We start from the raw sequence: 13,700 nt of genomic DNA, 5'->3' as shown, positions 1-13,700 counted from the left end.
GGGCGGTCTTCCAATTCGGAAGACCGCCCCTCACGGCGTTTGCGGGGGGGTCTTGGGAGAAGATCGTGGTCGGGGGCTCTCTTCTTCCGCCTTCTGGCCTGGTCTTTCTCCCGATCTGAGGAGCGCGTCGAGCGCCGCGACCGGGGAGCCGGAGTTCATTGCGCGGCGTATGTCGAGTGCCTCCTCCCATTGCTCGGTGAGCGCGTCCATGAGGCGGGCGCGCATGCGCGGGGTGACGTGGGAGTAGCGGGCCTGGACGGAGCCGTCCTCGTGGCCGAGGCGCTCGTCCATGAGCTTCGGCGGGGTGCCAGCCTCTTCCATGATCGTCCGGTGGGTGTGGCGGAGGCCGTGGGGTGTCAGGCCAGGGGCGATCGGCACCCAGCAGGCTTGGGCGCGTTGCGCGGCGCCCCTGCCTCGGGCGGGGATGCCGGGCCAGGGCTCGGCAAGCAGCGGCACCGGGTGGGCGTCATAGGGCGCCCGGGTCGGGTACGAGCCGGTGGTCGCCGGATAGAAGAGCCAGGAGGCGAAGCCGCTGCGCCGTCAGGGGGGCGCAAGCTCCCCTGAACTGGCGTTGCGGACGTACCCCAACTCGGCGATGGCGGCCTCCACCCGGAGCCGCCTGTCCTCCGATACAAGCCCCGGCCAGTTGAGCACGTTGGAGACAGTCCCGGCGGAGACCCCTGCTTTGCGGGCGACGTCGACGACCTTCGCGCCCGGTCGGCGAGCTGCCCCGTTGGCGGCGCTGTAGCCGTTGAAGGCGTACCGCAGTCCGTGGCAGCGGCAGGGCTCCGGCCGCTTGGCCGCGACGTGCCCGGAGAGCAGCCCGGACAGGAAGTCCGGGGTGTCGATGGTCCGGTAGGAGTCGTCCTTGGGCGGGCACCGGTGGAACTCGCCGCCGTCCAGCTCGTAGAGCTGCCACTCGACGCGGAGTGAGCCAGGACGTATGAACTGCGTCTCCAGGCCCATGAGTTCGCCCCACCGGACGCCGGTGTAGCCCTTGGTGACGACGGCGACGAACTCGTCGTCCCGCCCGGTCAGCAGTGCGGCGCGCTCGGCGATGAGCAGGATGCCGAGCGCATCCGTGATCACCTTCTCCGGCCTGCGGTTGCGCGACCGACCGGCACGCTTGCCGCGACCCCTGCGCCGGGCAGCGGGGTTCGTCTCGTGCGGCCCGTCGTCCACGGCGTCACAGAGGATCAGGTGCAGGGTGCTGCGCCAGGTCTTCAAGGTGGCAGGCGCGTAGCCTCGCCCCCGCTCCTGCCGCTCCCACTGCTCGACGTGGTGCCGGTTGATCTCGCCGACCTCCAGGTCGTTGAAGTACGGCAGCAAATGCTCCTCAATGTGCCGCCGGTAGTTCTGCATGGTGGAGGCTGCGAGGTCCTGGGCGGCGTACCAGCGGTTGGCGTACTCCCCGAACGTGATCCGCGCTGCCGCCGGGTCATGCCACCGCCCGCCACGTACCTTCGCCTCCTCCTCGTCAGCGGCCTGCTCAGCGGCTCGCTTGGTCCGGAATCGCAGCAACTCGCCGTTGCCGTCGGCGAGGGTGCGGTACTTGCCGGGCGCGATCTTGTAGCGGGCTCGCCAGTAGTCGCCGCGCTTCTCGCCGTATCCCATGTCTGGCTCCTTCCGGGGTGGTGGTCTGGGGTCCTGCGGGTGAACGGGGTCGCCGCGGCGGCCGGGCGTTGAGCCGAGGCTCGGCCGCGACGGGCGCGGCGCGGGCCGGCCGGTACGCCGACCTCGTGGAGGGCAGGGTGCTGGCCTCGGGCGGGGCGAGCGGCCGTTCCTCGAAGATCCGAATGATCTCCGCGAGGTGGCCAGCGGTGAAGCGGTAGCTGCCACCGAGCCGGGTGAACGGAATCCGGCGGCGCCGGGCCTGCTCCTTGACCCACCACTCCGAGCAGCCGAGGACGTCGGCGATCTGGGCGGGCCGGTAGAGGACGGGCAGATTGACGGGATCGGGAGGAGGCATGGCGGGGTCCTCGTGAGGGCGTGCGGATGCGTGCCGTTGGCCCCGGCGACCGGGCGCGGCGGCGCGGCGCGGTCGGACCGGGTGCTCACTCAGACTGACGAAGCGTCAGTGCATCGCTCTACGAGACTGGTTGAGGGCCCAGCGGCGCGTGACTGGCGAATGCATGAGCCCTCCTCTTTCGGTTGGTCGGTCGCGGCGGTCAGGAGGCGGAGGTGCTGTTGTACCTCGTCGTCGCGGCCCTGCGGAAGCGTATTCGTGTACGACTTCGCCCTGGTCGGGCGGTCGTGGCGGGACGGTAGCACGGAATCCTGGACGCGCCCCGGGAGGACGGGATCGTGTGCAGTAGAACAGCGACATGGATCCCGTGCTCCTCGAACAGTTACTGGACGACGCCTTCGACACAGCCGTCGTGCACCACGGCTACACCAGCTACATGCGCGACTACGAGGTGATCGTTTACGCGACAGCGGCTCCCAGCAGCGGCATCGAGCCGACCCATCTCCGATACCTCTTCAGGTACTGCGTCGAGGCCCGGTGTGAGACCACGGTGCGGCCCGACATCTGGCGGATCTCGCTCGACGAGCGCCTCATCGACCACGAGAAAGGCGTCGACCTCGATGGATACGTCTGGGGCGTGAAGTGGCACGCCCTCTACCCGGGCGCCACCGTCCTCTCCGAGTCCGAGACCGCACGTCGTTGGAAGCAGAGCATCGGGATCGACTTCCATGAGGTCCGCATCGAGACCAACGCCCACCGTCTCACCCTGGTCTTCTCAGATCTGCAGGTCAGCGAGCTGCCGGTGGGTTACGCGCCCTTCACCACGGATTGACCCGCCGGACCGTGATCCCGCGGGGCGCCAGGACCATACGGGAATCGGCGTCGCAGGCCCATCCGGGAAAAGGGCGTACCGTCCGCTCCCACCGCCGGGCGCAGCTCGGACCGCTGACCGAGGGAGGACGCCGTGTACTCGCTTCACGCCCGCGCCGACTTCCCCGCCCTCCGGAGGAACGTTCCGCCTGATCGCAAGTCGCCCAAGAGCAGTCGATCTTGGGCGAACCGCGTGGTACGTTCTGTCACCGACGAACTCAATAGGGTGACCCCGGCAGCGCGCCAACGCTCCGGGGTCCGGCACAAGGAGTCCAAGCTCCCCATGCAGATTCATCGTAGCCGCCATACGCGCGGCTTCACGGTCCTGCCCAACGCGTTGTTGCAGGACCGGCGGCTGTCCTACACCGCCCGCGGCCTGCTGGCCGACCTCCTCTCCCGCCCCGACGGCTGGCGCGAGGACGGCCGCCACATGGCCGACACCAGCCCCCAGGGCCGCCTCGCCGTCGCGAAGGCCCTGCGCGAACTGACCGCCGCCGGGTACTACCGGGTCGAGCGGGTACGCCAGCCGGACGGCACCTTCGTCAGCCAGGCCCACGTCTACGACGCCCCGCACACCGCGTACGCGTCCGCCGCCCAGGTGGCGCCGGGTGCCGTACTCCCGGGCTCCGGTCGACCGGCCGATGGCACGCGTGACGCCCACCCCGTAAAGGACCGTGGGAAAGAACCCACCCTCCCCGTCCGGCGCGTGGCACTGGGCGGGCGGCGCGAGACCACGCCCGCACCACCAAGTCCGGCACTCGCCGAGGCGGCAGCAGTGCTCCACACGGTGACCTCGGCTGAGCCCCGCCTACGCCTCGGCGCGGCAGAGGCCATGACGCTCGCGCCGCTGGTGAAGCCTTGGCTGGAGCGTGGCCTGGGTCCGCGTGATCTCGGCTTCGCCCTGCTGGGCGGCCTGCCCGAACGCGTCCACAGCGCGTCTGCCCTCCTGTGCGACCGTCTGACCCGCAAGCTGCCTCCGGCCGTCGAACCGGCGGCCGTATCGTCGCGGCCCCGCCGGTACGAGTGCTCGGCATGTGCGCGCCCGACTCCGTACGAGGGCATCTGCCGCACCTGCGCAGGCGCGGACACCGCACCTCCCCACGCCGTCGACGAGCGTGCCCGTACCGTCGCCCGAGGCCGCGCCCTGGTCCGCGCCGCCCTCAGCGACCGTCACCCGCGCCCGCTGGCCGGCGCGAGAGCCTGACCTCGCCTTCTCGCGGCTGACGCAGCTCCACGCCCGTCCCCGTCCTGACGCGCGCCCCACCCCGACCCACCGGTTGATGCCGCCTGCCCGCGCTGACCCGCGCGCCGCGCCGCCCACCGCCACGCCTGGAGCTCCGCATGTCCACGTCCACCCCGCCCCAGCCCGAGCGCCACGCTCCGATACCGGACCGGCCGCGCCACCAATCGCTCCCCTTCGACCGCCTCGTGATCCTCCTGCTCGGCGCCTGCGGATGCGTGCTGTCCTTCGACTCGCTGCGCCAGGTCGCCCTGGCCACCCACGTCTGCCCCGACCTGAGCTACCTCTTCCCCATCGTGATCGACGGCTTCATCGCGTACGGCGTCCGCGCGATCCTGCTGCTCCGCGACGCTCCCCGAAGCGCCCGCCTCTACGCCTGGACCCTCTTCGGCGCCGCCACCGCCGCCAGCCTGGGGCCAACTCCCTGCACTCGGTGCGGCTCAACTCCCCCGGCACCCACGTCCTCGTCCTCGGCAACCACACCGTCGCCGTCCTCTCGACGATCGCCCCGATGGCCCTCGGCGGCACCCCCCACCTCCACATCCTGGTCACCCGCCACGGCCGCACGCAGCACCGGCCGCCCCGGCCGCCGAGCCGACGCCTCCATCGATGAGCTGGCCGCCGTCATCGCCCACGCCCACCCGGATCCCGGCCAGGTGAGCCGTGCCGCCGCCCGCGAGGCGATCCAGGCAGCGGGCTGTCCGCCGGCAACGACCACATCGCCCAAGACCAGCCTGCGTCGCCCAAGGGCTGAGCCGACGAAGGCGGTGGGGGTACTCGTAGATCCGGCGCAACCAGCCCCCGAGCGCCCGCACCGCCGACCCTCCCAACGCCCCGGAGCCGCCCACAGCCACGGAGTTCGCCATGTCGAACCCCGCCAGCAGCCACAGCCCGGCCACCTCCGCGCACCCTGTCCGCGACGGCGCACACACGTCCCCCCACAACCGCAACAGCCCACCGTGCGGCGGAGCAAGTTGTCCCGGGATGAGTCATTCCGGGGTTCAGCCCGCCCCAGGGGCGGTCGGCGACGGCGACTCTCGGCCCAGGGGTGCCGAGTGGGACGTATGACGACGCTGCCCGCACAAAATCCGACCTGTCCGACGCCCCGACCAGCACCGTCGCCCACGCAGTAGCGCAGCACCACCGACGACGTCTCGCCGTACCGCGCCGCCACCGCGTCAACCCATGCTTCAGCGACGCCGAATGGAGCGAGATCACCGAGGCCGCCGGGCAGTGCGGCCTCATGCCCGGCGGCTTCACGGCGGCCGCAACAGTCGCGTACTCCCGGACCGGGCGACGTACCAGCATCGACGAGGAACGCCGATGCCTCGATCGCCGAAGCGTGCGAAGTGGACCCCAAGACCGTCGGCCGCTGGCTCGGCGGACGCATCCCCCACCCCCGGCATCGCGACCGCGTCGCCCAGCACCTCCGTGTGGAGGAGACCTTCCTCTGGCCCGCCACGCAGACTCTGAGCAGGCCCGCGGCCAGCGCCCAGGGCACGGAACTGCTCGGCACGTACCCGAACCGGGCCAGCGTCCCGCGCGAGACCTGGCTCGGCCTGCTCCAACAGGCCCAGGAGCAGATCGACGTGCTCGTCTTCTCCGGCACCTTCTTCGCCCAGAGCAACCCGCACGTCGCCCGCATGCTCGCCGCCCGCGCCGCCGACGGCATCCGCGTACGGCTGTGCTTCGGCGACCCAGGCGGACAAGCCGTCACCATCCGGGGCCACGAAGAAGGCATCGGCGACACCCTAGCCGCCAAGATTCGTGCCTCCCTCACCTACTACCGCTCGCTGTTAACGGTGGCCGGATGCGAGGTGCGGCTGCACGACACCACGCTCTACACCTCGCTCTTCCGCTACGACGACACCCTGCTGGCCAACCCGCACATCTACGGCCACCCCGCCAGCGCCAACCCCGTCCTCCACCTCAAGTGGGCAGAGACCAACGGCTGGTTCGACACGTACGCTCACAGCTTCGACGCCGTCTGGGCCGGCGCACGCCCCTGGACGCCCTACCAGGAAGAGGCCACCACACATGGGCAGGACTGAGTACTACAACGACCCGAACGCCCCCAAGGCGAACACCCTCATCCCCGCCAGCAACCTCCTGGTCGTCGACGAGTCCGGCGCGATCCTCCTCCAACGCCGCCGCGACACCGGCCAATGGGCGCTGCCAGGCGGAGCCCAGGATATCGGCGAAACCGCCGCCCAGTGCGCGATCCGCGAATGCCTCGAAGAGACCGGCATCATCGCCGAGATCACCGGCTTCCTCGGCGTCTACACCAACCCCCAGCACATCGTCGCCTACACCGACGGCGAGATCCGCCAGCAGTACGAGAACACCTACATCGGCCGCCCGGTCGGCGGCGAGCCCACCATCAACGACGAAGCCGACGGCGTCCGCTGGGTCCAGCCCGATGACCTCGACGCCTACGACGTCCACGCGAGCATGCGCCAGCAGATCGGCGACTACCTCGCCGGCACCTACCCCTACCTCGGCTGAGCTGCCGAGAGCGCCGCCTCCACCCGCGCCACGGCCGCGTAGATCTCAGGCTCGACCCGCCGAATGAACCGTCCGACAACGCTGTCGGCGCCGTATCGGCTTACGATCTCGGCCACCCGCTCCGGCGCGGTCGTCGGCTCCCCGTCAGGCGTCGTCGTCATATCGCAATACACCAGCGCATCCACCAACAACTGGTCCTCCAACAGCGGAAACTCCGCCTCCAGAACCTCCCGCAGACCCGCTCCTCCGCCTCCAAAAGCGCGAACGAGTGGTTGGCCACCAGTCGCGTCACCCGCGTATCAGCGCCGAGCTCGTCCCGGAGAAAACGTGCTCCGTCCAGCGGGTGAAAGCCGGTGATCGCGAGCCGGGGCGCGTACCCGACGTCATGCAGCACCGCCGCGGATCCCAGCAGGTCGGCCTGACTGCCGAGCAGCTCGGCAAGTGTCGACGCGCGAGCGGCCACGCCCTGAGAATGCGCCCATCGCCGCGGAAGGGGATGCGCCAACTCATGCTCGGCGACGTTCCATGCCCAGCTCACAGAGCACCTCGCAGATCAGCAACTACAGTCGGCGGCATGAGCGAGCCCCAAGCCCAAGAAACGGTAGCCCAGCCCCGTACGGCGGCCGGGGTGCTGCTCTTTGACGAGGCCGGACGCCTACTGCTCGTCAACGCCACCTACAAGCCCGGTTGGGAGATTCCCGGCGGCCTCCTCCACCCCGGAGAGACCCGAGCGAAGGCGCCGCCCCGAGCTCAGGAGGAACTGGGCCTCACCGCCCCCCTCGGCCGCCTCTTCGTCTCCGACTGGGCCCCACCCAAGCGAGGCCGACACGCTCCTCTTCGTATTCGCCGACGGCCTCATCACCAACGCGGACCGCACCCAGAACACCTCGGACAGCGTGGAGATCGGCGAGTACGCCTTCTACGAAGAGGCACGACTCGACGCCGTCCCGATCCCTCGCTTCGCCCTCCGGATCCACGCGACCCTCGCGGTGAGAGCGGACGGAAAGACCGTCTACCTGGAGTACGGCACCGACGGACCATGAACAGTTTCTACTCTGTAGCTGAGCCTTGTTCGTGCCGGAACCGTTCGCGGAGACGGCGCGGCAACCTAGGGTGGGATCCGTCACCGCATGAGGGAGCGACAACATGGACCCGATCACCGCAGCCGCCCTCGCCGCGCTGGCCGGCGGACTCGGCGGCGAAGCCGGACGTCAGGCATGGCTAGGACTCACCGCGCTGGTGCGGCGCCCGTTCGGGCGAGCCGCGGCACAGGGAACACGGGACGACGGGACGCCCCAGGTCAGCTCCGGCGAACTGGAAGTCGCTGGGCTGGAAGCAGAGCCTGCCGACCCTATGCGCGCGCAGGCACTGGCCACCGCTCTCGGGGTACGAGCAGCCCTGGATAGAGAGTTCCGCGTGCTGCTCGATGAGTGGTGGGAGCGGGCACAGGCCGCCCCCTCGGGCAGCGGCGTGCAAAACAGTATCAGCGGTGGCACCCAGAATGGTCCAGTGCTTCAGGGGCGGGATTTCTCTAGCATCACCTTCAACACCAAACGCACTGCAGCCCCCTCCGAAAGGGACTGATTGATCACTCCGAGGAGAATCATTCAGACTGCGCGTTCAACCAAGCCTCGATAAGCAACGACGCCTCGTTTTCCTCAGTCGCAGATTGCTCCAAGTCTTCTTCCCACTCCACGCTGCGAAACATCCCTTTCTGGCGCCATTCATCCAACGGAGCTTCGAGGTCTTCGCCGTTGGCTTCATCTAGAGCACGCCTCGCTGCGCTATAGATCAGTCGCAACTCTGCCCCAACGACATGGTAGTCATCATGCGCCGGAAGAACTTGCTTATGCAAGGGCAAGTTCCTATCTACCTCGACGCATCCGAGATAACTATTAACTGCTTCATGCATCGCCTGGTGCAGGTCCGCCGTCTGTTCCTCGCTGAGCCCAGAAACTGTACAGACGGCGAGGTTGCGGGAACGGATGAGGGTAGTAAGCCCGGGCACTGTGAGAGACTTCCACAGCGCGGGTTCCCGTGCAAGGAAATAAGCAGCGAGGTCAGCGGGCGCAGCACCGTTGCCGTTGAAGAATAGACTTGCGACGGCCACGCCCAGATCACGCCGATACTCGGGGACAACCCGCGAGACGTGGGTCAGCACATCTTGATCGATCTGCCCGGGCAACACTGCGTCCTCATCGAATAGCAGAGCAATGCGCTTGCGATGCACAGCTCCCTCTCTTTCTCGTGATTGATTCCCCTGGAGCTGCGGTAGCTCAGAGTGTGACAATTCGTTTTGGAAGTCCGTCCATGTCAAACCGGGTGGGTCCGGCAGAAGAGAGTTCTTCGCATATTCGAACTGCGCCTGCACCAGGGTCTGCGGCTGCCCGAACACAAGGGCGGAGATTCGGATTTGCCCTCCATTCGACACTGACACCACCGTTCCGATGCCCGAGAAGGCCAGTGGCTCCTCGGCAGCGTCATGGAGCGTTGTAGTCGCCGTCGCCGTCGTCAGCCAACGTGGGTCGAAGGTGATAACGACCCTCCTCGTCCCGATGGTGAAGACTAGGTGAGGATCCTTGGCCAGAACTCCAGTCGGCTCCCTCAGCGGAACCTCGGGCGGGTTATTGCAGCGCATAACGCTCTCGAAGGAGACCAGAATGCCACGATGCACCTTCCCCACCGTGCTCTCAGAGAGCGTCACCGCCTCCGCGTCCCAGGTTTCAAACAAGGGGCGAACGATCCGAACGAACTCCCCCGGTGCCATCCCCTGCCCGCCAAACGGCTTCGTGCTGTCGAGTCCCGCTTTCCTTGCCGCAGCCGCTACTGCATTATTCTGCGCGAGCATCGCCATCCGTGGCAGGTTGACCAAGTCAACGCTAGAGAACCGGGCTCGCCAAATCTGCGACGACCTGCGCAGTTCCTCGGCGAGGGCATCATCGGTGGGCTCGGCTACCAACGATTGGCCCGTCATTGTGATGTTCACGTCGCCATGGATCGCCCCAGCTTGAATGGCCGGGCCAGCCACCGTCCCGGAGAGCTCGTTCCTTACACTAGGCGGTTTCGGGAAGGCGCCCTCGCTGCCTCCTACTTGCTCCACTGCGGCCTCCCGCTCGTAATGCATGACCAGTCCACCTGACAGGAAGTAAACACCATCTGCCATATGGGCAATGGATGTTCACGACATCTGAGAGGCCGCTGGCCGCCCTGCTTGCAGCTGGCAAGGCCGCTCGTGGAGGTATGGGCCACGGGTGAACCGGCCGCTGGGAAACGACTTGCCGAGCCAAGGCCGCGGCGACAGTCGGTGGTGCTGGTCTCTGTTCCTGCAGCCGCAGCTACACGACGGTCCCGTATCGACGTTCAGCCGGCGTCCTTGATCACCGCGGCGCCGAGCCTATGCCGCGAGGGTGATCGGCTTGGCCGTCTGTTCCAGTTCCTTGAAGATGACCTTGAGCCGTTCGAGTTCGTCACCCGTATATAGGTCGTCCGGACCCCCGGGGGCAAGGTCGGCGAACGAGTCCTCGTAGAGATCTCCCAGGCTGAGGATTCCGCGCCTGACAACCGTGTCGATAACGAGCGTCAGGAAGTCGAGTTGGCGGGAGCTGAGCTCCTTGCCCGCGCAGAATGCCTCGAACGCCTTCTGTGCGGCCTGCCGATCCAACCCGCACAGCCCGCGCACGAAGAGGCCGAGCCCTCCGGATGAGCGCACGTCGTCGAGGTCTTCGGGCGAAGCTACAGCCTCCGCGAGGAAAACCTCCTCCAGACTTGCAAGATCGAGCTCGGTGACCTGCTCGTTGAGACGCAGTTTCCGCACCACCGGCTGATCTTCATGACAAAGGAGATAGGCCCGCGCCTTCTGCTTGAAGCGCTGCTCGTCCGTACCTTGAGGCATGCCCTGGATCTCCGCCTCACTGATGTCGCCGAACTCGTCGACGAAGTCGGTGTAGACGATGTTTCGCTTGACCGCGGGGTCGGTGAGCCGAGCGAGCTGGCGCAGACGTCGCCGCATATCCTCCAGCATCGGGAGCGTCACGTCGTTCCACCACTCCTCGCCGGACACCGCTTCCAGAAGTTCCGCTTGTTCGCCGACCACCGGGATGTTGGTCTTGGTGAGCAGGTTGGAGGCGATGTCCTGGATCTTCGTGCGCAGCTTGGCGAACTCATTGCCGCCTTCCAGCGCGGCGAGCTGGAGACCATACGCCATCAGGTCGAACCGCTTGGCTTCCTCACCCGTCTCTTCATCGGGACGGAACTCGCTGGGGAGACCGAGCAGGTGGTCACGGATCTCGGTGTCCGCGGCGTCGTCCACCCGGTGCCAGCTGCCGAACTCGCCGAAGGTCTCGATCTCCCTACGGTGCGGGCGTACCAGGAAGTTGTCCAGGTTCATACCGGTGACAGTCCGATGCAGCCGGTGGGCGAGCGCCCAGCGGATCTCGGCCTCGGTACTGATCGCATCGGGGCCAGCATCGCGTGCAGGATCGGGCTGCTGCCGCTTGTCCAGGACCCGCACCAGGTCAAGCTGGCGCCGTAGGAGCTGTTCGGTGAGGGTGACGGCCCTGCGTCCCTCTGACCGATCGAGTTGGCTGTTGAAGAAGTCGATGTTGCCGCAGAAGTCGAAGACGTAGAAGTTCTGCTTGTTGTGCGCGGGGTTGGTGGAATCGGGACCATAGAGGGCCGGACGCAGGCGGGTGCCGCGACCGATCATCTGCCAGAACTTGGTCTTGGAGAAGACCGGCTTGGCGAAGACCAGGTTCACCACCTCGGGCACGTCGATGCCGGTGTCGAGCATGTCGACGGAGATGGCGATGTCGGGAGCGTTCGGCGGGTTCTTCGGGTTGGAGAAGCCGTCAATGAGGGACTGTGCGTAGGTCTCCTTGTACGTGATCACGCGCGCCGTATGGCCGGCACCCTTCGGATAATTGGCGTTGTACCGGGCCTCGATGTAGCGGGCGTGTTCGTTGTTCTTGGCGAAGATGATCGTCTTGCCGAGCCGGTCGCCGCCCTCGACGCGGTGACCACGCGTCATAAGCGTCTCCAGCATTTTGTCCACGGTGTTGTCATTGAAGAGGTACGTGTTCATCTCGTCACGGCTCACCGCGTCTGGGATGTCACCGTCCTCGGTCCACTCCATGGCGTCCCACTCGGCCTTCTCCTCGTCCGAGAGTTCGGCGTAACGAATGCCGTGCTCCATGAACTTCAGCGGCACCTTCACCGCCTTGGGCAGGACGAGATAGTGCTCGGCGGCCGCTTCCTGGAGGTCGTACGAGTCGGTCGGGACCCCGTCCTCCATGGCGAACAGCTTGTACGTGTTGTGGTCGATCTCGTCCTTCGGCGTGGCGGTCAGGCCGAGCAGCAGCGAGTCGAAGTAGCGGAACAGCTCGCCGTACTTCGCGTACACGGAGCGGTGCGCCTCGTCGATCACGATCAGGTCGAAGTGGCCGGGACCGAAACGGCGACGGCCCGCGCCGTCGATGACATCGGTCTGCTTCATCATCGTCTGGTACGTGGAGAGGTAGACACGGGCCGCCGCACCCTTGTCGTCGAGGAGGCTGGCCACCGGGGTGTTCGGCAGGTTCTCCTTGAACGCCTTCATCGCCTGGTTAACCAGTGCCTGCCGGTCGGCGAGGAACAGCACACGCTGCGCCCACCCCGCCTTCATCAACTGGTCCACGAGGGCCACGGTGGTACGGGTCTTGCCGGTACCGGTCGCCATGACGAGCAGCGCCTGCCGCCCCCGGTCCCGCTCGAAGGTCTCGCCCACACGCTTGATCGCACGAAGCTGGTAGGGACGGCCAGCGATCTTCTCGTTCACCGGTGTGGTCGTCAGGGAGAGACGCCCGGCGCGCTGCCGGATGTGCCAGTGCAGCTCATCCCTCGTGAAGAAGCCCTGCACCTGGCGGGGCGGGTAGCCGAGGCCGTCGTCCCAGAGGTAGGTCTCGTATCCATTGGTGTAGAAGATCACCGGGCGGCGATTGAACTGGCTTTCGAGCGCGTCTGCGTACAGCTTCGCCTGCTGCTGCCCGTCCCGGGCGTCACGCCGGGTCCTCTTGGCCTCGATCACGGCGAGAGGCTTGCCGTCGTCGCCCCAAAGCACGTAGTCGACGAAGCCCTTGCCACTCTTGGTGGGCATACCGGAGGCGATCGGGTACTCCGTGTCCTTTCCGGGCGTGAGGAGAGCCCAGCCCGCTTCTTTGAGAAGCAGGTCTATAAACGCATCGCGGGTCGCCTGCTCGTCGTAGTCGTGGGTGTCCTGCACAGCCTGGTTGGCGGCCTTTGCGGCGGCGATCTGTGCCTTGAGCTCGTCGAGCTGCCGGGCCAGGTCTGCGTTCTGGGCGTGCTCGGCCGCGAGCTGCTCGGCCTGCTGCTTGAAGCGCGCCTCGTCCTCCGCCTCCTTGGCCTTGAGTTCGGCCTGCCTTAGGGCGCGCGCCTGAGGGGAGAGGGGTCGCGGTACGACGCTGGTGTCGAATTCCAGGCCGGCGGGGGGCAGTGCGGCGGGCCGGAGAGTATAGGTCCGGGCGAACCAGTAGAGGGAGTGGAACAGCTCCCTGACGCTTGCCTCAGCGATGGTTTTCGGTACCGGGGCGGCCTTGTGCACGGCATCGTTCCCATGCCGGCGGATGAGGTCCATCTTGGCGTTGACCGTCGGCCCGACGAGGTGCCGAAAGGTCGGCTCGTGGAGCATCGCCGCGAGGTCCTTCTTGTAGGGCTGGCTGAGGCTGCCGTCTCTGTCGTACATCCAGCGGGCCGCGATCTCGATGGCACGGCGGGAGTAGAAGCAGGCGGCTCGGGGGTCGTGGTGGATCAGCCGCTCAGCGCGGATCGCTTCGTCGTAGAGGGCGGGCCATTCGGCACGGAGGAAGGCGAAGTTGCCACCTGCAGCACGGCCGATGCTGCCGGCGGCGGCACGATCGCGGGCGTGCTTGTTCTGCTCGGCTTGCCCCTGGTCGTCGCTGTGCTGCTCGCTACCCATGCCGGTGTCCCTCCCCTGTTGCGCGGGCCTGTCGTACGTTCCCTGGACGTCCCAGCCGGTACGAGGCCAACGCATCTTGCCCGTCTCCTACGGCAGACCCCCTGGGTCGAGCCCCCTGCCCGGCCGTGGCGGTGGCCGCGGTCGTGTGG

The 13,700-nt window shown here is 67.4% G+C and carries 9 protein-coding genes and 5 pseudogenes; 9 read left to right on the top strand and 5 right to left on the bottom strand.

Annotated elements, in window-relative coordinates:
• Positions 1–30: 30 nt before the first annotated feature.
• A pseudogene (locus ACFY9V_RS04325) lies at positions 31–1,614 on the bottom strand (LacI family DNA-binding transcriptional regulator).
• Between the two features lie 153 nt (positions 1,615–1,767).
• Positions 1,768–1,969 (bottom strand): annotated as a pseudogene (locus ACFY9V_RS04320) (helix-turn-helix domain-containing protein); the annotation flags it as partial.
• A 355-nt stretch (positions 1,970–2,324) separates the two neighbouring features.
• On the opposite strand from ACFY9V_RS04320, the gene ACFY9V_RS04315 reads away from it, so the two are divergent.
• The 6 genes and pseudogenes from ACFY9V_RS04315 to ACFY9V_RS04290 all read left to right on the top strand — a co-directional run bounded on the left by ACFY9V_RS04315 (position 2,325) and on the right by ACFY9V_RS04290 (position 6,581).
• The gene (locus ACFY9V_RS04315; RefSeq protein WP_391159343.1) at positions 2,325–2,798 is read left to right on the top strand and encodes a hypothetical protein; all 474 of its coding nucleotides are present in this window, start codon (positions 2,325–2,327) and stop codon (positions 2,796–2,798) included.
• A gap of 321 nt (positions 2,799–3,119) precedes the next feature.
• On the top strand, positions 3,120–4,040 hold the full coding sequence (locus ACFY9V_RS04310) for a hypothetical protein (protein ID WP_391159341.1): 921 nt from the start codon (positions 3,120–3,122) through the stop codon (positions 4,038–4,040).
• Between the two features lie 137 nt (positions 4,041–4,177).
• Positions 4,178–4,414, top strand: a pseudogene (locus ACFY9V_RS04305) (DUF2637 domain-containing protein); the annotation flags it as partial.
• A 95-nt stretch (positions 4,415–4,509) separates the two neighbouring features.
• The gene (locus tag ACFY9V_RS04300) at positions 4,510–4,689 is read left to right on the top strand and encodes a hypothetical protein (RefSeq protein WP_391159598.1); all 180 of its coding nucleotides are present in this window, start codon (positions 4,510–4,512) and stop codon (positions 4,687–4,689) included.
• A gap of 736 nt (positions 4,690–5,425) precedes the next feature.
• Positions 5,426–6,127, top strand: coding sequence for an XRE family transcriptional regulator (locus tag ACFY9V_RS04295; RefSeq protein ID WP_391159338.1), 702 nt, complete (start codon positions 5,426–5,428; stop codon positions 6,125–6,127).
• Positions 6,114–6,581 (top strand): NUDIX domain-containing protein, encoded by a 468-nt coding sequence (locus tag ACFY9V_RS04290; RefSeq protein WP_391159336.1) that lies wholly within the window; start codon positions 6,114–6,116, stop codon positions 6,579–6,581. The genes ACFY9V_RS04295 and ACFY9V_RS04290 overlap by 14 nt, the downstream gene beginning before the upstream one ends.
• Here ACFY9V_RS04290 and ACFY9V_RS04285 read toward each other — a convergent pair.
• Positions 6,569–7,119, bottom strand: a pseudogene (locus tag ACFY9V_RS04285) (HD domain-containing protein). The gene ACFY9V_RS04290 and the pseudogene ACFY9V_RS04285 sit on opposite strands and share 13 nt — an antisense overlap.
• Between ACFY9V_RS04285 and ACFY9V_RS04280 the strand changes: the two are divergent.
• From ACFY9V_RS04280 to ACFY9V_RS04270, 3 genes and pseudogenes are all read left to right on the top strand, one after another.
• Positions 7,054–7,323, top strand: a pseudogene (locus tag ACFY9V_RS04280) (NUDIX domain-containing protein); the annotation flags it as partial. The pseudogenes ACFY9V_RS04285 and ACFY9V_RS04280 sit on opposite strands and share 66 nt — an antisense overlap.
• Before the next feature lie 154 nt (positions 7,324–7,477).
• Positions 7,478–7,624: a hypothetical protein gene (locus ACFY9V_RS04275; RefSeq protein ID WP_391159597.1), complete on the top strand. Its 147-nt coding sequence runs from the start codon at positions 7,478–7,480 to the stop codon at positions 7,622–7,624.
• A gap of 103 nt (positions 7,625–7,727) precedes the next feature.
• Positions 7,728–8,165 (top strand): hypothetical protein, encoded by a 438-nt coding sequence (locus ACFY9V_RS04270; protein WP_391159333.1) that lies wholly within the window; start codon positions 7,728–7,730, stop codon positions 8,163–8,165.
• A 19-nt stretch (positions 8,166–8,184) separates the two neighbouring features.
• Here ACFY9V_RS04270 and ACFY9V_RS04265 read toward each other — a convergent pair whose 3' ends face one another.
• Positions 8,185–9,744 carry a hypothetical protein gene (locus tag ACFY9V_RS04265; protein ID WP_391159331.1) on the bottom strand — a complete coding sequence of 520 codons (1,560 nt, stop codon included), beginning with the start codon at positions 9,742–9,744 and terminating at the stop codon, positions 8,185–8,187.
• 231 nt (positions 9,745–9,975) lie between these two features.
• Positions 9,976–13,551, bottom strand: coding sequence for a DEAD/DEAH box helicase family protein (locus ACFY9V_RS04260; protein WP_391159330.1), 3,576 nt, complete (start codon positions 13,549–13,551; stop codon positions 9,976–9,978).
• Between the last annotated feature and the right edge of the window lie 149 nt (positions 13,552–13,700).

This window comes from Streptomyces sp. NPDC008317, assembly GCF_042955955.1.
In the GTDB taxonomy this organism is placed as follows: domain Bacteria; phylum Actinomycetota; class Actinomycetes; order Streptomycetales; family Streptomycetaceae; genus Actinacidiphila.
This window is presented reverse-complemented; position numbering and strand designations above follow the sequence as displayed.

Bases quoted from the DNA above. Each gene is read 5' to 3' on its own strand.
- ACFY9V_RS04315 (WP_391159343.1), top strand. From the start codon at position 2,325: ATGGATCCCGTGCTCCTCGAACAGTTACTGGACGACGCCTTCGACACA.
- ACFY9V_RS04310 (WP_391159341.1), top strand. From the start codon at position 3,120: ATGCAGATTCATCGTAGCCGCCATACGCGCGGCTTCACGGTCCTGCCC.
- ACFY9V_RS04290 (WP_391159336.1), top strand. From the start codon at position 6,114: ATGGGCAGGACTGAGTACTACAACGACCCGAACGCCCCCAAGGCGAAC.
- ACFY9V_RS04270 (WP_391159333.1), top strand. From the start codon at position 7,728: ATGGACCCGATCACCGCAGCCGCCCTCGCCGCGCTGGCCGGCGGACTC.
- ACFY9V_RS04265 (WP_391159331.1), bottom strand. From the start codon at position 9,744: ATGGCAGATGGTGTTTACTTCCTGTCAGGTGGACTGGTCATGCATTAC.
- ACFY9V_RS04260 (WP_391159330.1), bottom strand. From the start codon at position 13,551: ATGGGTAGCGAGCAGCACAGCGACGACCAGGGGCAAGCCGAGCAGAAC.